Origin of the sequence: Streptomyces sp. 35G-GA-8, from assembly GCF_023534745.1 — a bacterium.
In the GTDB taxonomy this organism is placed as follows: Bacteria; Actinomycetota; Actinomycetes; order Streptomycetales; family Streptomycetaceae; genus Streptomyces.
The window spans coordinates 48497-68514 of record NZ_JAMHJQ010000020.1; the positions used below are offsets into that span (position 1 = coordinate 48497).

Genomic DNA, 20018 nt, shown 5'->3' on the forward strand with positions numbered 1-20018 from the left:
AACGGGGGAGGTAAATCCGAACCGAGGTGTACGCCAATGGTGGCCCCACCCGACAACGACGTGCTCTGGGCGCGTTCTCTGAACTACTCCCACAACGGCTCCCCCGCACTCGACAGCGTCTCGCTCGGTGTGCGCGAGGGGGAGATCCTCGCCGTGAGCGGCCCGCGCGGCAGCGGCAAGACGACTCTGCTGCAGTGCCTGTCGGGCCAGTTGGTGCCACAGGAGGGCGAGGTCTGGTTCAACGACTCGCCGGTCCACACCATGAGCGCCGCGCTCCGCGAACAGCTGCGCCGCGACCGCTTCAGCTGGATCGGCCCGGAGCCGTCCCTCGTCCCCGAGCTCAACGCCTGGGAGAACGCGGCCCTGCCCCTGCTGATGCTCGGCGCGCCCCATCGCGCCGCCAAGACGGCGGCGATGGAGTGGCTGGAGCGCCTCGACATCGCCACCTGCGCCCGAAAGCGTCCCTACGCCCTGTACCAGGCCCAGCGGCAGCGCGTCGCCGTCGCCCGCGCACTGGTCACCACGCCGTCGGTGCTCTTCGCCGACGAGCCGACGGCGGCGCTGCATCTCTCGGACGGGGCGCAGGTGCTGCGCACACTGACCACCGCGGCACGCTCGCACCGGATCACGGTCGTCCTCGCCACCCTGGACGAGGAACTCACGGCGCTCGCCGACCGTACGGTCTCACTGGTGGACGGACGACGGGTCAACTCGACCCGGCCGTCCGAGGCGGAAGGCCGGGCCGCGTGCTCGCTCTCCGTCTAGGCCTCGGCACGCACCCCATGGTCCTGCTGCGCCGGCTGCTGGTCGCCGCGGCCTCGGCCGGGGTCGGTTTCCTTCTGCTGTGCACACTGGGCTGGGCACTGGACCATCCGGCCGGGTCCCAGTCGCGGCTGCTCTGGTGTCTGATCCCGCTGGCCGCGACGGTGCAGTTCGCGGTCGCCACGGCCCGTACCGATCAGAGCACCCTGCCACGCTCCGGGCTGTCCGCGGTGGGCCTCGGGCCGTCCCGGCTCGCCGCGCTGGCCGCCTCGTCGACCGCCGTGACCTGCACGCTGGGCAGCGCGGTGGCGCTGCTGTTCTTCCTGCATCTGCGCGGTGATCTGACCGGGATGCCGTTCGACGGCGACGCCGCGAAGCTGCTCGCCGCCGGCCGGCCGCTGCCGCTGGGCGCGGTGCTGACGCTGCTGGCGGCGGTGCCGGTGGTGGCGACGGTGACGACCTGGCTGGCGCTGCGCACGCGCACCACGACCGGGCTCCGGCCCGCTCCCGTCAGGGCGCCGGCCCGGCCCGCCGTCGCCGCGGCGCCTGCCGCGGACGCGGACCCTGCGTCGGACCAGGCCCTGGAGACCGCCGCGGCCGAGAACGCGGACGCGACGCGGGCCCCGGACACGGTCGTCGAGGAGGCCAGGGTCGTGGCGCCCGTACGCGTCCCCGACCCGGCACCGGCGCCGGCCGGTCTTCCGTGGGGTGTCGCGATCGCGGCGGCGGGGCTCGCGGTCGAGACCTACGCGAGCCGGGGCGGTGGCGGCACCGGCACCCCGCCGCCGCTGCCGGGCCACTTCGACGGCAGCTCGGCCGGAGTGCTGGCGGGCTGGGCGCTGACGGCGATCGGCCTGGCCCTCGCGGGGCCGGGGATCACCCATCTCTGTGGGCTGCTGCTCCAGGCCATGCGCCCAGGCGCGGTCCGGCTGCTGGCGGGCCGCACGCTGATGGCCGAGGCACGCCCCATCGGGCGCCCGCTCGGTGTGCTGTGCGCGGTGGTCTCGGGCGCGTTCGCCGCGGCGTCCCTGTACGGGCCGGGTGACGAACGGCCCTTCGGCGCGCTCACCGGCCTCGGCGCCACCCTGGTCATCGGCTGTACGGCGGCCACGGTCCTGACGGCGTTCCTGGAGGCCAGACAGGCCCGCTTCGCCACCACCGAGTCGCTGTACCGGCTCGGCGCCCCCGCCACGCTCCTGCGTACGGCGGCGGCGGTGCGGGCGACCACGATCCTCGTGGTGTTCGCCCCGCTGACCTGGGCGGTGGCGGCCCTGGCGGCGATCCCGCTGACCACCTGAGCGGCGCTTGTCCCGGAACCGGCCGTGGCCCCCCCCAGCGCNCGTACGGCGGCGGCGGTGCGGGCGACCACGATCCTCGTGGTGTTCGCCCCGCTGACCTGGGCGGTGGCGGCCCTGGCGGCGATCCCGCTGACCACCTGAGCGGCGCTTGTCCCGGAACCGGCCGTGCCCCGCCCGAGCGCGGGGCACGGCCGGTTCCGGCTGTCCGGGGCCGAAGGCCGACCGCTCGGGGCACGAAGGCCGGGGACCGGGCCTCAACTCCCCGCGGGCCACGCCCTATCGTGACCCCATGCCGAACGACGCAGCGTCTCCCGCGCACGCCCAGGACCGCGAGATCGAGTCCCTTGACGAGTTCGACGAGGTCGTCCGGGCGGGAACGCTCGGCGGATACCGGGTGCAGTCAGTCGATCTGACGGCCCGTACGCCCGAACTGCTCCGCACCGACACCACCGACGCCGTCTTCCTCGGCTGTCCCATGGAGCCCCGCGCCGCCGACAAGGTACGGGCCGACGGCGCCATGGTCTTCCCGCCCGTTCCGCATCTCCCGTTCGATCCGTACCGGGGCTTCGTCTACTCGCCCGACCAGCTCTTCGAGGGGCTGGCGGAGGGCGGTTACGAGGCCACGCCCGACGCCCGCGCGTACGCGTGGTTCCAGCGGACGAAGTCGGACGGCGACATCCTGGCGTCCATGCTGCGCGCGGTGCACGACGACGCGATCTCCGACGCGCTGGACGAACTCCTGGTGGGCGCCCGGGTGGTGGGCGTGATGGGCGGCCACGCGATGGCGCGCGGCACCGACGCGTACGCCGGCGCGGCACGGCTCGGCCGCTCGCTCACCCGTTCAGGACTGACCGTGGCGACCGGCGGCGGTCCCGGTGCCATGGAGGCCGCGAACCTCGGCGCGTACGCGGCGGCCCACCCCGACGAGATGCTGGACGAGGCGCTCGGCATCCTCGCGGACGCGCCGTCGTTCGTCCCCTCCATATCCGACTGGGCGCGGGCCGCCTTCGACATACGCGCCCGCTGGCCCAAGGGCGAGGCGTCGATCGGGATCCCCACCTGGTTCTACGGTCACGAGCCGCCCAACGCCTTCGCGGCGCACATCGCCAAGTACTTCGCCAACGCCACCCGCGAGGACGGCCTGCTGGCACGCTCCAACGCGGGGGTGGTCTTCCTGCCGGGCGCGGCGGGCACGGTCCAGGAGATCTTCGACAACGCGACGCCGAACTACTACGAGTCGCGCGGAGAGCCGACCCCGATGGTCCTGGTCGACCGGGCCCACTGGACGGAGCGACTGCCGGCCTGGCCACTGCTGACGGCGCTCGCGCGGGAACGCCGGATGGAGTCCCGTATCGCGCTCGTCGACACGGTGGACGAGGCACCGGCGGCACTGGCCCGGCTCGCGGCGGGCTGAGGCACCTGCCGACAACCAGCCGGGCCGGGCACCGCGGGGCCATGACCCGCGAGGTAATCGACGTGGCGGCGCGGGGCGCGGCAGGCTCGTCCTCGTGGGGCCCTTACGGGCTCGACCCGACACAGGGAGACGACGAGATGACCGACAGCGCGGCCACCCTCCGTACCGACCACACCGGCACCAGCAACGGCACCGCCAGCACGGGCGCCGACCGGACCCGCGCCACCGTTCAGGAGCTGCTGCGCCGCATCGCGGAGGGCGATCCCGGCCGGATCGCCGCCCTCTTCGCCGAACAGGTCGACTGGCACATCGCCGAGAACCCCGCCGTCCCGTGGATCCGGCCGCGCGCCACCCGCGCCGATGTCGCGGACCACTTCCGTGAACTGGCCGAGGGCCAGACCCCCGATCCGGCCGCGGGTTCGGTCGACGCGCTCGTCGTGGAGGGTAAGGAGGCGATGCTCAGCGGCACGCTCGCCGGGACGGTACGGTCCACCGGCAGGACGTTCCGCTCGCCGTTCGCTATGCGGCTGACCGTCGAGGACGGCCTGATCACCCGCTATCGCGTCTACGAGGACAGCTTGGCCATCTCCGCCGCCTGCACGCCCGGCCGGTCCTGAGCGGCCAGCACCACCACCTCCTCGGCGGCGAAGGCGACACCCACCTCCGCCCCCTCCTCCGGCGCGTCGCGCAGCCCGCACTCGGCCTCGATGTCCGGCGCGTCGGCCGACCCGGCGGGCCGCAGCAGCACGGTGACCCGGCCGCCGGTGAACGTACGCGCCCCGACCGTGCAGCGCAGCCCTTGGCCCGGGGCCACGAGACGTACACCGGCGGGCCGTATCAGCACCGTCCGCTCGCCCCGGGCCGATCCGTCGGGGACCGGGATCCGGCCCCAGACCGTGTCGGCGCCCGAGCCGTCCACGGTCGCGTCCACGACATTGTCGAAGCCGAGGAACCGCGCGACGAAGGCGGAGGCGGGCCGCTGCCAGACCTCCAGCGGCGTGCCGGTCTGGGAGATGCGGCCGTCGCGCATCACCACCACCCGGTCCGCGAGCGCGAAGGCCTCGCCCTGGTCGTGGGTGACGGCGAGCACGGTCGTGCCCAACCGTCCGAACAGGCCGCGCAGTTCGACCACGAGTCGTTCGCGCAGGCCGCGGTCCAGCTGGCCGAGCGGTTCGTCCAGCATCAGCAGCCGCGGGCTCGGCGCGAGCGCGCGTGCCAGGGCGACCCGCTGCTGTTCGCCGCCGGACAGCTCGGCGACGGCCCGGCGGCCGGCTCCCGGCAGTCCGACGAGGTCGAGCAACTCCTCGACCCGGCGGGCCTGTTCGTCCCGGGCGGCGCCACGCATCCGGAGGCCGAAGGCGACATTGCCGCGCACATCGCGCTGAGGGAAGAGCTGATGGTCCTGGAACATCAGGCCGACCCCGCGCCGGTGTACGGGCACCCCCGACTGGTCGGCGCCGTCGAGCGCCACCCGGCCGCCGGCCGTCTCCTGGAGTCCGGCGACCACGCGCAGCAGCGTGGACTTGCCGCTGCCGCTCGGCCCGAGCACACAGACGATCTCGTGCTCGGCGATCTCCAGATCCACCGCGTCGAGCGCGGTGCGGGCGCCGAACCGTACGGTCACGTCCGACAGGGTCAGCAAGGCCATCAGAACTCTCCCGAGCGGTCGGTACGGATACGTTCCAGCGCCAGCAGCGACACCGCGCACACCACCATCAGGACCGTGGAAAGGGCCATCGCCTGGCCGTAGTTCAGCTCGCCGGGCCGTCCCAGCAACCGGGCCACGGCCACCGGCAGCGTCGGCCGGTCCGGTCGCGCGATGAAGACCGTCGCACCGAACTCGCCGAGCGAGACGGCGAACGCGAACCCGGCGGCGACCAGCGACGCCCGCCGTACCATCGGCAGATCCACCTCCCGCCAGGCGCGCAGCGGCGACGCCCCGAGGACGGCCGCCGCCTCACGCAGCCGTCCGTCCACCGCGCGCAGCACCGGCAGCATCGTCCGTACCACGAAGGGAACCCCCACCAGCGCCTGGGCGAGTGGCACCAGGATCCAGGAGGCCCGCAGATCCAGTGGCGGTTTGTCGAGCGTGATCAGGAAGCCGAAGCCGACGGTCACGGCCGAGACCCCGAGCGGCAGCATCAGCAGCGCGTCGAAGCCCCGTACGAGACGACCCGCGCGCCGGGTGAGAGCGGCGGCGGCCAGTCCGCCCACCAGCAGCGCGATGACGGTCGCGACGAGCGCGTACCGCAGGGAGTTCCAGACCGCTTCCAGCGGCGGTACGAGGAAGGTGCCGCCGGCGGCGTCCACCGAACCGAGGGCCCGGTAGAAGTCGAGTCCGTACCCGCCGGAACCGCTCAGGGAGCGTTCGACGAGGACGCCCAACGGCACCAGGATCAGCAGCAGTACGGTGCCGAGCACCCCGCCGAGCAGCGCCCACTGCCCGGCGCCGCGCGGCCGGCGGGCGGTCAGCGCGGGATCGACCAGCCGCAGCGCGGTCTCCCGCTTCCGCACGGTCCAGGCGTGCACCGCGAGGACCGCGCCGACCGCCGCGAACTGCACCAGTGTGAGCACGGCGGCGGTGGGCAGATCGAGGAGCTGCGCGGTCTGCCGGTAGATCTCCACCTCCAGGGTGGCGAAGCCGGGGCCGCCCAGGATCTGTACGACCCCGAAGGAGGTGAAGGTGAAGAGGAAGACCATCAGCGCGGCGGCGGCGACGGCGGGGCCGAGGGCCGGCAGCGTCACCCGCCACCAGGCCGCGAGCCGTCCGGCGCCGAGCACCCGTGCCGCCTCCTCCTGGCGCGGGTCGAGCTGCGACCACAGGCCGCCCACCGTCCTGACGACCACCGCGTAGTTGAAGAAGACATGCGCGAGGAGGATCGCCCAGACGGAGGTGTCGAGCCGGAGGCCCCACAGGTCGTCGAGGAGTCCGCCGCGCCCGAGCAGCGCCAGGAAGGCGGTGCCGACGACCACGGTCGGCAGCACGAACGGGACGGTGACGACCGCGCGCAGCAGCTGTTTGCCGGGGAAGTCGAAACGTGCGAAGACATAGGCGCCCGGCAGCGCGATCAGCAGGGTGAGCGCGGTGGAGGCGAGCGCCTGCCAGGTGGTGAACCACAGGACGTCGAGGATGTCCGGGCGGGTCAGTACGTCCCCGATCCGGCCGAACCGCCAGCCGTCGTCCGTCTTCAGTCCCCGGCCGACGATCGCGGCCACCGGGTAGGCGAAGAAGACCGCGAAGAAGGCGACGGGCAGGGCCATGAGGGCGAGCCGGACGGCGTTCGCGCGCCCCCCGGCCCGGCCACGCCCACCCTGATCTCGCCCGCCCCGGTTTCGCCCGGCCCGGCCGTCGCTCGGCGTCCTCGGTGTTACTTCACGACGAGTGAGGACCATGACTGGATCCACTGCTCACGGTGGGCGGCGATCGTCTCGGGCGCCACGGTCCCGGGCGTGTCGACGGTCGCGCCGAACTTCGTGAACAGCTCCGGCAGCGCGATGTCCTTGACCACGGGGTTGACGAACATGTTCAGCGGCATGTCCGCCTGGAACTTCTCGCCGATCAGGAAGTCCAGCAGCGCCTTGCCGCCCGCCTCGTTCTTCGCGCCGTTCAGCAGACCGGCGAACTCGGTCTGCCGGAAGCAGGTGCCGGTGGCGACCCCGGTCGGCGCTTCCTCCGGCCGGGGCTCGGCGTACAGCACCTCGACGGGCGGGCTGGAGGCGTACGAGACGACGAGCGGCCGGTCGGCCTTGGCCTTCTTGCCGCCCGCGGAACCGGAGAAGGTGTCGTTGTACGCCTGCTCCCAGCTGTCCACGACCTGGACGCCGTTGTCCTTCAGCTTCTTCCAGTAGTCCTGCCAGCCGTTGTCGCCGTAGCGCGCGACCGTGCCGAGGAGGAAGCCGAGGCCGGGTGAGGAGGTGGCGGCGTTCTCGGTGACGAGCAGGTTCTTGTACTGGGGCTTGATCAGATCGTCGAAGGTGCGCGGTGGCGCCAGCTTCTTGTCCGCGAAGTACTTCTTGTCGTAGTTCACGCAGATGTCGCCGGTGTCGATCGGGGTGACGCGGTTCTTGTCCTTGTCGAGGCGCGCGCTCTCCTCGACACGGTCCAGGCCCTTGGCCTCGTAGGGCGTGAACAGCCCGTTGTCGAGGGCGCGGGAGAGCAGGGTGTTGTCGACGCCGAAGAAGACATCGCCCTGGGGCGAACCCTTCGTCAGGATCTCCTTGTTGAGTGCCTCGCCGGCGTCGCCGCTCTTCAGCACCTTGACCGTGTACCCGGTCTCCTTGGTGAACTCCTTCAGCACGGCGGGCGAGGAGTTGAAGGAGTCATGGCTGACGAGGGTGACGGTCTTCGACGGCGAACCGCCGCTGCCGTCGCCGGACGACGTCGAGCCGTCGGACCCGGCGCAGGCGGCGAGCGCCGAGACACCGAGCGCGGCGGCGAGCGCGCCGGCGGCGGCCCTTCTCGTGCTGGTACGGGAACTGCTACGGGTACTGCTCACTGACTTTCCTCCTGGGATGTCCAGGAGAAGACGCGGCCCTGCCCGGGGTCCGTACCGGCCGGACTCCGGGCAGGGCGCTACAGCTTGAGTGGTGTCCGAACTTCCTACCCAGAATGACCTGGGCAAGGTTCAGAGGGTCTGCGACCGCTGCCCGCTCCCACGGACATGTGCCGCACTCTCAGCGCTGTGGCGCTCCCCTGTCGGAAAATATGCAATGCGTTCAGGCCAAGGTTACCCCCTGGCGCCGTACCGGCTCCTACCGCTCCGAGGCGGCCAACTGTCCGCACGCTCCGTCGATCTCCTGACCCCGCGTGTCCCGTACGGTCACCGGCACACCATGGGCCGCGATCGCCTCGACGAACGCCTTCTCGTCCTCGGGGCGCGATGCCGTCCACTTCGAGCCGGGCGTCGGGTTGAGCGGGATCAGATTGACGTGCACCCGCTTGCCCTTGAGCAGCCGGCCGAGCCGGTCGCCGCGCCACGCCTGGTCGTTGATGTCGCGGATCAGCGCGTACTCGATGGAGACCCGGCGGCCGGACTTCTCCGCGTACTCCCAGGCCGCGTCCAGTACTTCCCGCACCTTCCACCGCGTATTGACCGGGACGAGGGTGTCGCGCAGCTCGTCGTCGGGCGCGTGCAGGGAGACCGCGAGCCGGCACTTGAAGCCCTCGTCGGCGAAGCGCAGCATCGCGGGCACCAGACCGACCGTCGAGACGGTGATCCCGCGCTGCGAGAGACCCAGGCCGTCCGGCTCGGGATCGGTCAGCCGGCGGATCGCCCCGACCACCCGCTTGTAGTTGGCGAGCGGCTCGCCCATCCCCATGAAGACGATGTTGGACAGCCGCGAAGGACCGCCGGGAACCTCGCCGTCCCGCAGCGCGCGCATCCCGTCGACGATCTGGTGCACGATCTCGGCGGTGGAGAGGTTACGGTCCAGACCGGCCTGGCCGGTGGCGCAGAAGGGGCAGTTCATCCCGCAGCCCGCCTGCGAGGAGATGCACATGGTGACCCGGTCCGGGTAGCGCATCAGCACCGACTCGACGAGGGTGCCGTCATGGAGCCGCCAGAGGGTCTTACGGGTGGTGTCGTCGTCGCACGAGATATGCCGTACCACCGACATCAGCTCGGGCAGCAGCTCCGTGGCGAGCTTCTGGCGCGCGGCGGCCGGAATGTCGGTCCACTGCTCGGGGTCGTGCGCGTACCGCGCGAAATAGTGCTGTGACAGCTGCTTGGCGCGGAACGGCTTCTCGCCGATCGCGGCGACGGCCTCGCGACGCTCGGCGGGGCTGAGGTCGGCGAGATGCCGCGGGGGCTTCTTGGCTCCGCGGGGCGCGACGAAAGTGAGTTCTCCGGGTGTCGGCGGGGCCATGAAAAACCAAATCTCCTCGGTGCGGCGAGGCCGGGCGCCCCCGCCGTGGCGGGGAGTACGGCAGGACTGTGCCGGTGCCGGGAGACCTCACGGGAACGGCTTCACAGCCGCGGGGCTCAAAAGGGCCCGCCACCCGTGAGCGGCGAGCCCTTTCAGAGTAACCGGTACCGCTCAGCCCGAGCCCACGAAGAGGACCAGCAGCAGCCAGACCACCGGCGCCGTGGGCAGCAGGGAGTCCAGCCGGTCCATGATCCCGCCGTGGCCGGGCAGCAGTGTGCCCATGTCCTTGATGCCGAGATCCCGCTTGATCATGGACTCGCCGAGATCACCGAGGGTGGCACTGGCCGCGACCGCGAGACCCAGCAGCAGTCCTTGCCACCAGACTCCGTCGTCGATCAGGAACTCCATACACAGGGCGCCCGCCGCCATCGCGAAGACGACGGCTCCGGCCAGCCCCTCCCTGGTCTTGCCGGGGCTGATACGGGGCGCCAGCTTGTGAGTGCCGAAGCGCCAGCCGACCGCGTACGCGCCCGTGTCGCTGACGACCGTCAGCACGAGGAACATCAGCACGCGCCAGGGACCGTCGTGCGCCGTGAGCATCATCGCGACGAAGGTGGCCAGGAACGGTACGTAGAACGCGGCGAAGACCCCCGCCGTGACATCTCTGAGATAGCCCTCGGGCGGCTCGGTCATCCGCCAGATCAGCACCGCGAGCGCGGTGAGGGCCATCGCGACCCAGGCACCCTCCGCGCCCCGCGCGTATCCGGCGACGACCATCGCGGCGCCACCGACGGCCAGCGGGACGAGCGGTGCCTTGATGCCCTTCTTCTCGTCGAGCCGTGAGGTCAGCTCCCACAGCCCGATCACCACCGCGACCGCTATGACACCGATGAAGACGGCCTTGACGATGAAGAGCGAAGCCGCGACCACCGCGCCGAGCCCGATGCCGACCCCTATGGCCGCGCGCAGATCACGTCCGGCCCGCTTCTTCGGCGGGGGAGGTGGAGGCGCTGCCATGGGCTCCTGCGGAGTCTCGTCACGGAACAGGGGGCCGCCCGGCCGAGCGGCCCCCCGGTCGTCACGCTGGTCCCCGTTGTCGGCGGGTCCGTCGGGCACGATGGGCATGGGCCGAGTCTGCTGTGCGGGATGCTCATCGTATGCGGGACCCGCCGGAAGGACCCCCGGGTCGGTCGGTCCCCAGTACCCGGCTGTCGACGAGGCTCCCCGGAAAGAGTCGTTCATCAGACTTCGAGCAGCTCGGCTTCCTTGTGCTTGAGCAGCTCGTCCACCTGCGCGACATACTTCGCGGTGGTGTCGTCGAGCTCCTTCTCGGCGCGGCGGCCCTCGTCCTCGCCGACCTCGCCGTCCTTGATCAGCTTGTCGATGGTCTCCTTGGCCTTGCGGCGGACCGCGCGGATCGAGATCTTCGAGTCCTCGGCCTTGGTCTTGGCGACCTTGATGAACTCCTTGCGGCGGTCCTGCGTCAGCTCGGGGAACACCACCCGGATGATGTTGCCGTCGTTGCTCGGATTGACGCCGAGGTCGGAGTCGCGGATCGCCTGCTCGATATTGCGCAGCGCGCTCTTGTCGAACGGGGTCACCACGGCCATCCGCGCCTCGGGCACGGCGAACGAGGCCAGCTGGTTGATCGGGGTCAGGGCACCGTAGTAGTCCGCCACGATCTTGTTGAACATCGCCGGGTGCGCCCGCCCTGTGCGGATCGCGGCGAAGTCGTCTTTGGCGACCAGGACGGCCTTCTCCATCTTCTCCTCGGCCTCGAGGAGGGTCTCTTCGATCACCACTTGCTCCTGCGTGTCTTGAGTGGGCCCGGCGTACGAATCGGCCGGCGGAACCTGCGTCGCGTCTTGTCCTGCACGGTGTCCGACCGGCAGGGCTCTGTCCATCCCCGTACGGGGCAGCCCCGGATCAGCTCCGGGTGCCCTGGTCGCTCACGAGTGTGCCGATCTTCTCACCCTTGACCGCACGCGCGATATTGCCTTCCTTCAGCAATTCGAAGACGAGGATCGGCAGCTTGTTGTCCTGGCACAGCGTGATGGCGGTCATGTCGGCGACGCGGAGATCACCGGCGATCACCTCGCCGTACTCCAGGGCGTCGAACTTGACCGCGGCCGGGTTGGTCTTGGGGTCGGAGTCATACACCCCGTCGACCCCGTTCTTCCCCATCAACAATGCCTCGGCATCGATTTCCAGCGCGCGCTGGGCGGCCGTGGTGTCGGTCGAGAAGTACGGCATGCCCATACCGGCGCCGAAGATCACGACGCGGCCCTTCTCCAGGTGGCGCACGGCGCGGAGGGGGATGTAGGGCTCCGCGACCTGGCCCATGGTGATGGCGGTCTGGACCCGGGAGTCGATGCCCTCCTTCTCCAGGAAGTCCTGGAGGGCGAGGCAGTTCATGACCGTGCCGAGCATGCCCATGTAGTCGGAGCGCGCCCGGTCCATGCCGCGCTGCTGGAGTTCGGCCCCCCGGAAGAAGTTGCCCCCGCCGATGACGACCGCGATCTGGGCGCCGTCACGGACGACGGCGGCGATCTCGCGGGCGATGGCGTGGACGACATCGGGGTCGACGCCGAGCGCTCCCCGGCCGGCGAACGCCTCACCGGACAGCTTCAGCATGAAGCGGCCGTGACCGTGGCCCCTGCCGTCGTCACTCTTGTTGCCGTCGTCGCTTGTGTCGGCCTGTTCCATGAGATCTCCTCGTGCGCATACGAAGAAGGCCAGTGCCGGGGTCCTTGCGGTTCCCTGTGCGGCAATGGCCTCCTCGTCAGATCTGCGGCCGCCCGACAGGTACCCGGACGACTGCGTCAGACCCTATCGGGGTCTTTGGTTGATCGCGTACAGACTCAGACGCCGACCTTGATGCGCACGAAGCGCGTCAGGGCGACACCGGCCTCGTCCAGGATCTTCTGGACGGACTTCTTGTTGTCCTTGGCGAACGCCTGCTCCGTGACGACGACCTCCTTGAAGAAGCCGTTGACACGACCCTCGACGATCTTCGGCAGGGCGGCCTCGGGCTTGCCCTCCTCGCGCGAGGTGGCCTCGGCCACGCGGCGCTCGTTCTCGACCGTCTCGGCCGGGACCTCGTCGCGGTTCAGGTACTTCGGGGCGAAGGCGGCGATGTGCTGCGCGATGTCCTTGGCGACCTCGGCGTTCTCCTTGTCCAGCTGGACGAGGACGCCGACCTGCGGCGGGAGGTCGGGCATGGTGCGGTGCATGTAGGCGGCCACGTAACCGCCGGTGAACTGCGCGAAGCGGTCCAGGACGATCTTCTCGCCGAGGTTGGCGTTCGCCTCGTCGACATACGCCTGCACGGTCTTGCCGGCCTCGATCTCGGAGGCGAGCAGCGCCGGGAGGTCGGCCGGGGACGTCGCCGCGACGTGGGCGGCGAGCGTGTTGGCGACGGTCTGGAACTTCTCGCCCTTGGCGACGAAGTCCGTCTCGCACTTCAGCTCAAGCAGGACACCGGACGTCTTGTCCTCGGAGATGAGGGAGACGACGGCGCCGTTCTCGGCCGAACGGCCCTCGCGCTTGGCGACGCCCTTCTGGCCCTTGACACGGAGAAGCTCGACGGCCTTGTCGACGTTGCCGTCGGCCTCGTCGAGCGCCTTCTTGCAGTCCATCATGCCGGCGCCGGTGAGCTCACGGAGCTTCTTGACGTCAGCGGCGGTGTAATTCGCCATGATCTGTAATTCTCTCTCGAAGGTCTGAAGGATCTACGGGTGAACGGCGGGGGCCGTGGGCCCCCGCCGTCGACTACCGAACCTGGTAAAGGTCAGGCCTGCTCGGTGTCCGCGGCCGGAGCGGCCTCGACGGACGCCTCGGCCTGCTCCGCGTCGGCGACCTTCTCCGTCTCCGCGGAGGTCTGGACTTCGCCCTCGGCCTTGGCCTCGGCCGGCTTCTCGGCGTCGTCCTTCTTCTCGCCCTCAAGCAGGTCGCGCTCCCACTCGGCGAGCGGCTCGCCGGCGGCCTTCTCGCCCGGCTTCGAGTCACCGGTGGCGACGCCGGAACGGGCGATGAGGCCCTCGGCGACGGCGTCGGCGATCACGCGGGTGAGCAGGGTGACGGAGCGGATCGCGTCGTCGTTGCCCGGGATCTTGTAGTCGACCTCGTCGGGGTCGCAGTTGGTGTCGAGGATCGCGACGACCGGGATGTGGAGCTTGCGCGCCTCACCGACGGCGATGTGCTCCTTCTTGGTGTCGACGATCCAGACGGCGCTGGGCACCTTCTGCATCTCGCGGATACCACCGAGGGTCTTCTCCAGCTTGGCCTTCTCGCGGGAGAGGACCAGCAGCTCCTTCTTGGTGAGGCCGGAGGCGGCCACGTCCTCGAAGTCGATCTGCTCAAGCTCCTTCAGACGCTGAAGGCGCTTGTAGACGGTGGAGAAGTTGGTGAGCATGCCGCCCAGCCAGCGCTGGTTGACGTAGGGCATGCCGACGCGCGTCGCCTGCTCGGCGATGGCCTCCTGGGCCTGCTTCTTCGTACCGACGAACATGATGGAGCCGCCGTGCGCGACGGTCTCCTTGACGAACTCGTAGGCGCGGTCGATGTACGACAGCGACTGGAGCAGGTCGATGATGTAGATGCCGTTGCGCTCGGTGAAGATGAAGCGCTTCATCTTCGGGTTCCAGCGACGGGTCTGGTGACCGAAGTGGACGCCGCTCTCCAGCAGCTCCCGCATCGTGACGACGGCCATGGCCGTACTCCTTGAGATACTCGGTTGTCGCGTCCGCCGGACGGCAGTCGCGCCTGACGCCCCGATGCGCTGTGCCACGGAAGTCCGAGACCGAGAAGCGCTGACATCGGCGCGAATGGGGCCGATGGCGGGGCGTGCGAAGTCGACCCGGTGACCCGGATCGCCACAAGAAGTGTACGGGACCTTCGCACCTCCGGGTGACGGCGCTGTCCACAACCCGTCAGTACTCCACAGATCCCGTTCATGATCAGCGCGATGGGGCCCTCGTGCGCGAGCGTGGACCCATGACCACTCTCCGTAACCGCGCCGACGCGCTCGCCCCGAGGCTCCCCCTCCTCGCTGTTGTCCTGGCAGTTGTCCAGGCTGTCGGCCTGACTGTCGGCCTGTTGGCCGTTCCGGCTGTCGCCTCGGCTCCGCACGAGCTTCGGTCGGCCCCGGCGGCGGTAGCGGTGGAAGTACCCGGGGTCGGGGCCGGGGCCGGGGCCGGGCAGCGAACCGACCGGGCGTGGCCCGTGGGCTCGCGCCCGGCGGTGCTGCGCGGCTGGGAGCCACCCGCTTCGGCGTACGGTCCCGGGCATCGCGGGGTGGATCTGGCCGCGTCGCCCGGGGCGCCGGTACGCGCGGCGGCGGCCGGCCGGGTCTCCTTCGCGGGACGGGTGGCGGGGCGCGGGGTGCTCTCGATCACGCTGGAAGGTACGGGCGATCCGCCGCTGCGGACCACCTACGAACCGGTGTCACCGCTCGTCGCCGAGGGGGACGAAGTGACGGCGGGCCGGCCGGTCGCGACGGTGGCGGGCGCTCCGTCCCACTGCGCGCCGGGCTGTCTGCACTGGGGGCTGCTGCGGGGTGCGGTCTATCTGAACCCGCTGTCCCTGCTGCCCCGCGAGCTGCTGCGCCGGGGACCGTCGCGGCTCCTGCCGGTCTTCGGCGTTCCCGAGCCGGAGCCAGGACGGATCCGGCGGGGCGCGCGGTGGCCACCGGCGGCGCATCCGCCGGCGTACGCGCCCGGCCCTCAGCCCCGTACGCCGCGCAGTGCCATGGAGACGGCCGCCTCGGCGATCTCCGGGGGTGCCTCGGCCGCGCCGAGTTCGATACGTCTGACCGCCGCGTCCACGACGCCCTGGAGCAGCATGGCGGCGAGCCGGGGCTGCTGGTGGCCCAGCTCGCCGAGGGCCTCCACGATCATGGCGATCAGACCGCCGTGCGCGGCGCGGATCTTCTCCCGGGCGCCGTCGTCCAGCTCGCTCGCGGAGATGGCGACGACCGCGCGGTGCCGTCGGTCCCCGACCAGCGCGAGCTGACGGCGCACATACGCCTCGATCTTGGCCTCGGGCGTCTCGGCCCCGGCCATGGCCGCCTCGACCTCGGCCGCCCAGACCGGGAAGTCGACGGCGCACAGTTCCTCGACGACGGCGGCGCGCGAGCGGAAATACTCGTAGACGGAGGACCTGGCGAGTCCGGTGCGTTCGGCGAGTGCGGGGAAGGTCAGCGCGTCCGTACCGCCCTCGGACAGGAGGGAGCGCGCGGCGTCCAGCAGGGCGCCTCGTTGCATGGTCCGGTGCTCGGCCACGGAGGCCGCTCGAATCCTGGGCACGCCTCCACTCTACGGATGGGCGGGCGGCGGCACAGCGTCAGCGTCCGACGTCGGCCAGCTTCGCCCGCAGTTGCAGCACGGACTTTGTGTGGATCTGGCTGACCCTGCTCTCGGTCACCCCGAGGACATGGCCGATCTCGGCGAGCGTGAGGCCCTCGTAGTAGTAGAGCGTGACGACGGTCTTCTCCCGGTCGGGGAGGGTGTTGATGGCCCGCGCGAGCAACCGTCTCAGCTCACGGTCCTCGGCGACCTCCACCGGATTGTCGGCGGCCGTGTCCTCCAGGGTGTCCATGAGGCTGAGCCGGTCGCCACCCTCGCCGCCGACATGCAGCAACTCCTCCAGTGCCACAACGTTCGCGAGGGACAACTGGCTGAAAACCGCATGCAGTTCCTCCAGCGCGATCCCCATCTCGCCGGCGACCTCGGGCTCCGTCGGCGTGCGGCGCAGCTGGGCCTCCAGGGTGGCGTAGGCGCGCTCGACGGCCCTGGCCTTCTGCCGTACGGAGCGCGGGATCCAGTCGAGGGCCCGGAGTTCGTCGATCATCGCGCCGCGGATCCGGGTGATCGCGTAGGTCTCGAACTTGATGGACCGCTCGATGTCGAACTTCTCGATCGCGTCGATCAGACCGAAGACCCCGGAGGAGACGAAATCGGCCTGCTCGACATTGGACGGCAGCCCCACACTCACCCGGCCGGCCACGTACTTCACCAGGGGCGAGTAGTGCAGGATCAACTGCTCGCGCAGCCGCTCGTCGCCCGTGGTCTTGTACGACCGCCACAACTCGTCGAGCGACGAGGGCGCGGGGGGCCGCACGCCGCTCCGGGCGGCAGGGGGCGCCGCCGCGCGGTCAGACCCGGAGGTGTGCTGGGGCATGCGTTGCCTTGAGCCGTTCTGCTGTGACGTGCGGGGGGACATCTGTCGAAGTGGCCGGAATGCATGTGAGCGTAGCGTGACTGGGGCGTCGCGCTGAGCGAGGAACGGGCGCCCGGACCCGCCTCGACGGACACCGTCGACCACGCCTTCGATCGGGGGCCGACGCCGCTCGCGCCGGCCCCTGGCGTGTCACCGATCGAGAGACAGAGGTCATCCGCATCACCTTTTCACCCGAATGCCCCGGATCAAGTACCGCCTCGCCGCGCGGCGGCCAACTGCCAGCCGTCCCCATGCCGTTCGACGAACCCCAACGAGTGCAGTTCGTACAATCTGCCGAGCGCCTCGTCGGTGGTCGTGCCCGCGCCGCGCGCGATCTCCGGCCCCCGCGAGACCCCGCGAGCGGGCAGCGCCTCAAGCACCCGCGCGCTGACCGGGTCGAGCAGATCCCTGGGGAGTACGGGGCCGCGTCGGAGCGGTGCCAGTTCACCCATGTCGCCCACCAGCTCGACCACTTCCGCGGCGTCCGTGACCAGCACTCCCTCACCACGCAGCAGTTCGTGCACACCCGCCGAGAGGCCGCTGGTGGCGGGGCCGGGCACGCCCATCGTGAAGCGGCCCAGCCGCTGCGCGGCGCGCGCGGTGACCAGGGATCCACTGCGGTACTCCGCCTCCACCACGACGGTCCCCCTGGTGAGCGCGGCGATCACGCGATTGCGGAGGACGAACCTGCTGCGGGTGGGATGGTCGCCCGGCGGTAATTCCCCGATGACCAGCCCCTGTTCGGCGATGCGTCCGATCAGTTCGGTGTGACCGCGCGGATAGGCCACATCGACCCCGCAGGCGAGTACGGCCACGGTGGCACCGCCCGCCGCCAGCGCACCGCGGTGCGCCGCGCCGTCCACACCGAACGCCGCACCGGAGGTGACCACCCAACCGCGCTCGGCCAGACCCGCGCCCAGACTCGCCGCCATATGTGCCCCGTACGGAGTACACGCCCTGGCGCCGACCACGGCGACGGAGCGCAGTGACCAGAGCCGCAGATCCGCGGTGCCGCGCACCCACAGCCCCACGGGCGCGGCCGTCTCCAGGTCGTCGAGCTGGCTGGGCCACTCCCGGTCACCGGGGCAGACGAACCGGCCGCCGAGCGCGCTCACCGCCGCCAGATCGCGCTCGGGGTCGGCCACCGCAGCCCGTATCCGATAACCGTCGAGCCGCCGCTCACCGACCTCGGTGAACCGCTCCGGCCCGGCGTCCGGTGAGGTGAGCCGCTCCAGCAGCCCGACCGCCCCGAACCTCCGCAGCCACAGTCCGCCGCACTCGTCCCCGGGCTCCAGGATCCGGGTGAGCGCGGCCCGCGCCAGCCGCTCCCCCGGACCGACGGAGGTCATGACACCGCTCCGGCCACCGCCGTACCCCGGGCGACGCCGGTACGCAGCTCCAGCGCCAGCGCCACATCACGCGATTCCGGCCGACCGCGCCCGGCGAGGTCCGCGACCGTCCAGGCCACCCGCAGCACCCGGTCCAGGCCACGCGCGGTGAGCAGGCCACGCTCCAGATCCCGTTCGGCCGCCGCGAGCGCTCCGGGGGCGACGGGCCAGCGCGTTCGCAGCTCATGGCCGGGCACCTCGCTGTTGACCGTCCACGGTGTGCCGTCCAGCCGGTCCGCCGACCGCTGACGGGCGTCCCGTACCCGCGCGGCGACCACGGACGTGGACTCGCCCCTGCCGCCCTGCCCCAGCAGATCCGCTCGGTGGACGGGCTGGACACCGACCCGCAGATCGACCCGGTCGAGCAGCGGCCCGGACAGCCGGGCCTGGTAACGGCGGATCGCCGAGGGCGGGCAGTCGCACGCGGCCCCCACCAGCGTGTGCCGCCCGCACGGGCAGGGATTCGCCGCGAGGATCATCAGAAACCGCGCGGGCAGCCGCACGACCCCGGCGCTGCGGGCCACCACCACATGGCCGGATTCCAGCGGCTGCCGCAGGGCGTCCAGCGCCCGGCCCGAGAACTCCGGCGCCTCGTCGAGGAACAGCACACCCCGGTGGGCCAGCGACACCGCGCCCGGTCGCGGCAGCCCGTTGCCACCGCCGACCAGGGACTGCATGGTCGCCGAGTGGTGCGGTGCGCAGTAGGGCGGGGTGTGGACGAGCGGTTCGCCGGGCGGCAGCATGCCCGCCACCGAGTGCACGGCGGTGACCTCCAGGGATTCCTGTCTGGTCAGCGGCGGCAGGACTCCGGGCAGCCGCTCGGCCAGCATCGTCTTGCCGGCCCCCGGCGGTCCGTGGAGCAGCAGGTGGTGCCCGCCCGCCGCGGCCACCTCCAGGGCCGTACGGGCCGCCTCCTGGCCGGCCACATCCGCGAGATCCGGCCGGTGTCCGTCGCCCGTCCCCATGCCTGTGGCCAGTCCGGTGCCCACCCCGGCGCCGGGCACCATCAACCCCGCGAGCATCGCGTCAGGACGCCCCTGCGCGGTCTCCGGCGCTTCTTCGGGCACCGGCTCGCCGGTCAGTACGGCGATGAGCTGACGCAGGGTCCTTACCCCGAGGACCGACACCCCCGGCACCAGGGAGGCCTCGCCCGCAGTCTGCTCGGGCACGACGACCTGGCGGTATCCGGCCTCCGCCGCCGCGAGCACGGCCGGCAGCACCCCGCGCACCGGCCTGACCCGTCCGTCCAGGCCCAGCTCACCGATCAGCACCAGATCGGCGATGGCGCCCGGATCGATCCGCTCGGCGGCCCCGAGCACCGCCGCCGCGACGGCGAGATCGAAACCGCTGCCGCCCTTGGGCACGGAGGCGGGACTCAGCCCCACCGTGAGTTTCTTCTGCGGCCACTCGCCGCCGGAGTTCACCACGGCCGCCCGCACCCGGTCCCGGCTCTCCACCAGACTCTTGTCGGGCAGCCCCACCAGGGTGAACGCGGCCACCCCCGGCTCCAGGTCCGCCTGGACCTCGACCACCACGCCCTCGACGCCGACCAGCGCCACCGAGCACGCACGCGCGAACCCCATCAGGTCACCCCCTGCGCGTGCTCGACCACCGGTGCGCCCCGGCCGGGCAGCAGCACCCCGATCAGATCGATACGCACCCCGCCCGACGGCGGACCGCCGTACCGCTCCAGCCAGCAGTCCGCGAGCCGTCTCAGCCGGTCCGCCTTCACCGGCGTGACCGCGGCCATCGGATGTTCGAACCAGCCGGCTCTGCGGGTCTTCACCTCGCAGACGACCAGCACGTCCCGGCCGCCGCTGTCCTTGTCGCGGGCCACGATGTCGATCTCGCCGACCCTGCCGCACCGCCAGTTGCGCGCCAGCACGGTCATCCCCGCGTCGGCCAGCCGCCGCGCCGCCAGATCCTCGCCGTACCGCCCCAGTGCCCCCGTCGCGTTCATTTCGGCACCACCTCCGGTACCGACTCTGACGCGACCGCCCCTCACTAGTGGATCTTGGTGGACAACCCGGCGGTTGTGGAAAACTCACTCACTCGTTCGTGACGCCCCGGCAC

Annotated in this window: 18 protein-coding genes, 1 pseudogene and 1 riboswitch; of the genes and pseudogenes, 5 read left to right on the forward strand and 14 right to left on the reverse strand. The window is 71.4% G+C overall.

Annotated elements, in window-relative coordinates; genetic code table 11:
* The first annotated feature begins 36 nt into the window (after window positions 1-36).
* From M1203_RS33935 to M1203_RS33950, 4 genes are all read left to right on the forward strand, one after another.
* Window positions 37-765 (forward strand): ABC transporter ATP-binding protein, encoded by a 729-nt coding sequence (locus M1203_RS33935; RefSeq protein WP_249953701.1) that lies wholly within the window; start codon window positions 37-39, stop codon window positions 763-765.
* Entirely contained in the window at window positions 747-2060 is a 1314-nt protein-coding gene (locus tag M1203_RS33940) for a hypothetical protein (RefSeq protein ID WP_249953702.1), read from the forward strand. The genes M1203_RS33935 and M1203_RS33940 overlap by 19 nt, the downstream gene beginning before the upstream one ends.
* A 289-nt stretch (window positions 2061-2349) precedes the next feature.
* A complete protein-coding gene (locus M1203_RS33945; RefSeq protein WP_249953703.1) occupies window positions 2350-3474 on the forward strand; it encodes an LOG family protein in 1125 nt (374 codons plus the stop codon).
* A 41-nt stretch (window positions 3475-3515) separates the two neighbouring features.
* Complete coding sequence (locus M1203_RS33950; protein WP_374404662.1) at window positions 3516-4091, forward strand: nuclear transport factor 2 family protein; 576 nt, start codon at window positions 3516-3518, stop codon at window positions 4089-4091.
* Here the strand turns inward: M1203_RS33950 and M1203_RS33955 are convergent.
* From M1203_RS33955 to rpsB, 9 genes are all read right to left on the reverse strand, one after another.
* Complete coding sequence (locus M1203_RS33955) at window positions 4040-5122, reverse strand: ABC transporter ATP-binding protein (RefSeq protein ID WP_249953704.1); 1083 nt, start codon at window positions 5120-5122, stop codon at window positions 4040-4042. The two genes, M1203_RS33950 and M1203_RS33955, sit on opposite strands and share 52 nt — an antisense overlap.
* A complete protein-coding gene (locus M1203_RS33960) occupies window positions 5122-6735 on the reverse strand; it encodes an iron ABC transporter permease (RefSeq protein ID WP_249953705.1) in 1614 nt (537 codons plus the stop codon). The genes M1203_RS33955 and M1203_RS33960 overlap by 1 nt, the downstream gene beginning before the upstream one ends.
* Window positions 6736-6842: 107 nt before the next feature.
* The gene (locus tag M1203_RS33965; RefSeq protein ID WP_249953706.1) at window positions 6843-7970 is read right to left on the reverse strand and encodes a thiamine ABC transporter substrate-binding protein; all 1128 of its coding nucleotides are present in this window, start codon (window positions 7968-7970) and stop codon (window positions 6843-6845) included.
* Window positions 7971-8053: 83 nt separating this feature from the next.
* Window positions 8054-8179: riboswitch (TPP riboswitch) on the reverse strand.
* 47 nt (window positions 8180-8226) lie between these two features.
* Window positions 8227-9339 (reverse strand): 23S rRNA (adenine(2503)-C(2))-methyltransferase RlmN, encoded by a 1113-nt coding sequence (gene rlmN / locus M1203_RS33970; RefSeq protein ID WP_249953707.1) that lies wholly within the window; start codon window positions 9337-9339, stop codon window positions 8227-8229.
* A gap of 171 nt (window positions 9340-9510) precedes the next feature.
* Window positions 9511-10581, reverse strand: a complete 1071-nt coding sequence (locus M1203_RS33975; RefSeq protein WP_249953708.1) for a phosphatidate cytidylyltransferase — start codon at window positions 10579-10581, stop codon at window positions 9511-9513.
* Window positions 10581-11138, reverse strand: a complete 558-nt coding sequence (gene frr, locus M1203_RS33980) for a ribosome recycling factor (RefSeq protein WP_030351725.1) — start codon at window positions 11136-11138, stop codon at window positions 10581-10583. The genes M1203_RS33975 and frr overlap by 1 nt, the downstream gene beginning before the upstream one ends.
* A 127-nt stretch (window positions 11139-11265) precedes the next feature.
* Window positions 11266-12045 (reverse strand): UMP kinase, encoded by a 780-nt coding sequence (pyrH, locus tag M1203_RS33985; RefSeq protein ID WP_249953709.1) that lies wholly within the window; start codon window positions 12043-12045, stop codon window positions 11266-11268.
* Window positions 12046-12200: 155 nt separating this feature from the next.
* On the reverse strand, window positions 12201-13037 hold the full coding sequence (gene tsf, locus M1203_RS33990) for a translation elongation factor Ts (protein ID WP_249953710.1): 837 nt from the start codon (window positions 13035-13037) through the stop codon (window positions 12201-12203).
* Between the two features lie 92 nt (window positions 13038-13129).
* On the reverse strand, window positions 13130-14050 hold the full coding sequence (gene rpsB, locus M1203_RS33995; protein ID WP_249953711.1) for a 30S ribosomal protein S2: 921 nt from the start codon (window positions 14048-14050) through the stop codon (window positions 13130-13132).
* Between the two features lie 284 nt (window positions 14051-14334).
* On the opposite strand from rpsB, the pseudogene M1203_RS34000 reads away from it, so the two are divergent.
* A pseudogene (locus M1203_RS34000) lies at window positions 14335-14856 on the forward strand (peptidoglycan DD-metalloendopeptidase family protein); the annotation flags it as partial.
* Between the two features lie 206 nt (window positions 14857-15062).
* Here the strand turns inward: M1203_RS34000 and M1203_RS34005 are convergent.
* From M1203_RS34005 to M1203_RS34025, 5 genes are all read right to left on the reverse strand, one after another.
* Window positions 15063-15602, reverse strand: coding sequence for a TetR/AcrR family transcriptional regulator (locus tag M1203_RS34005; RefSeq protein ID WP_249953772.1), 540 nt, complete (start codon window positions 15600-15602; stop codon window positions 15063-15065).
* 79 nt (window positions 15603-15681) lie between these two features.
* A complete protein-coding gene (gene whiG / locus M1203_RS34010; protein WP_249953712.1) occupies window positions 15682-16518 on the reverse strand; it encodes an RNA polymerase sigma factor WhiG in 837 nt (278 codons plus the stop codon).
* Window positions 16519-16763: 245 nt separating this feature from the next.
* A complete protein-coding gene (gene dprA, locus M1203_RS34015) occupies window positions 16764-17906 on the reverse strand; it encodes a DNA-processing protein DprA (protein WP_249953713.1) in 1143 nt (380 codons plus the stop codon).
* A complete protein-coding gene (locus M1203_RS34020) occupies window positions 17903-19528 on the reverse strand; it encodes a YifB family Mg chelatase-like AAA ATPase (RefSeq protein ID WP_249953714.1) in 1626 nt (541 codons plus the stop codon). The genes dprA and M1203_RS34020 overlap by 4 nt, the downstream gene beginning before the upstream one ends.
* Entirely contained in the window at window positions 19528-19905 is a 378-nt protein-coding gene (locus M1203_RS34025; protein WP_249953715.1) for a YraN family protein, read from the reverse strand. The genes M1203_RS34020 and M1203_RS34025 overlap by 1 nt, the downstream gene beginning before the upstream one ends.
* Between the last annotated feature and the right edge of the window lie 113 nt (window positions 19906-20018).

Excerpts from the sequence above, each read along its gene's own strand:
- rpsB (WP_249953711.1), bottom strand. The coding sequence starts at position 14,050 with ATGGCCGTCGTCACGATGCGGGAGCTGCTGGAGAGCGGCGTCCACTTC.
- M1203_RS33945 (WP_249953703.1), top strand. The coding sequence starts at position 2,350 with ATGCCGAACGACGCAGCGTCTCCCGCGCACGCCCAGGACCGCGAGATC.
- dprA (WP_249953713.1), bottom strand. The coding sequence starts at position 17,906 with ATGACCTCCGTCGGTCCGGGGGAGCGGCTGGCGCGGGCCGCGCTCACC.
- pyrH (WP_249953709.1), bottom strand. The coding sequence starts at position 12,045 with ATGGAACAGGCCGACACAAGCGACGACGGCAACAAGAGTGACGACGGC.
- M1203_RS33955 (WP_249953704.1), bottom strand. The coding sequence starts at position 5,122 with ATGGCCTTGCTGACCCTGTCGGACGTGACCGTACGGTTCGGCGCCCGC.
- M1203_RS33960 (WP_249953705.1), bottom strand. The coding sequence starts at position 6,735 with ATGGCCCTGCCCGTCGCCTTCTTCGCGGTCTTCTTCGCCTACCCGGTG.
- M1203_RS34020 (WP_249953714.1), bottom strand. The coding sequence starts at position 19,528 with ATGGGGTTCGCGCGTGCGTGCTCGGTGGCGCTGGTCGGCGTCGAGGGC.
- tsf (WP_249953710.1), bottom strand. The coding sequence starts at position 13,037 with ATGGCGAATTACACCGCCGCTGACGTCAAGAAGCTCCGTGAGCTCACC.
- rlmN (WP_249953707.1), bottom strand. The coding sequence starts at position 9,339 with ATGGCCCCGCCGACACCCGGAGAACTCACTTTCGTCGCGCCCCGCGGA.
- M1203_RS34025 (WP_249953715.1), bottom strand. The coding sequence starts at position 19,905 with ATGAACGCGACGGGGGCACTGGGGCGGTACGGCGAGGATCTGGCGGCG.
- M1203_RS33950 (WP_374404662.1), top strand. The coding sequence starts at position 3,516 with ATGACCCGCGAGGTAATCGACGTGGCGGCGCGGGGCGCGGCAGGCTCG.
- whiG (WP_249953712.1), bottom strand. The coding sequence starts at position 16,518 with ATGCCCCAGCACACCTCCGGGTCTGACCGCGCGGCGGCGCCCCCTGCC.
- M1203_RS34005 (WP_249953772.1), bottom strand. The coding sequence starts at position 15,602 with ATGCAACGAGGCGCCCTGCTGGACGCCGCGCGCTCCCTCCTGTCCGAG.
- M1203_RS33935 (WP_249953701.1), top strand. The coding sequence starts at position 37 with ATGGTGGCCCCACCCGACAACGACGTGCTCTGGGCGCGTTCTCTGAAC.
- M1203_RS33975 (WP_249953708.1), bottom strand. The coding sequence starts at position 10,581 with ATGAACGACTCTTTCCGGGGAGCCTCGTCGACAGCCGGGTACTGGGGA.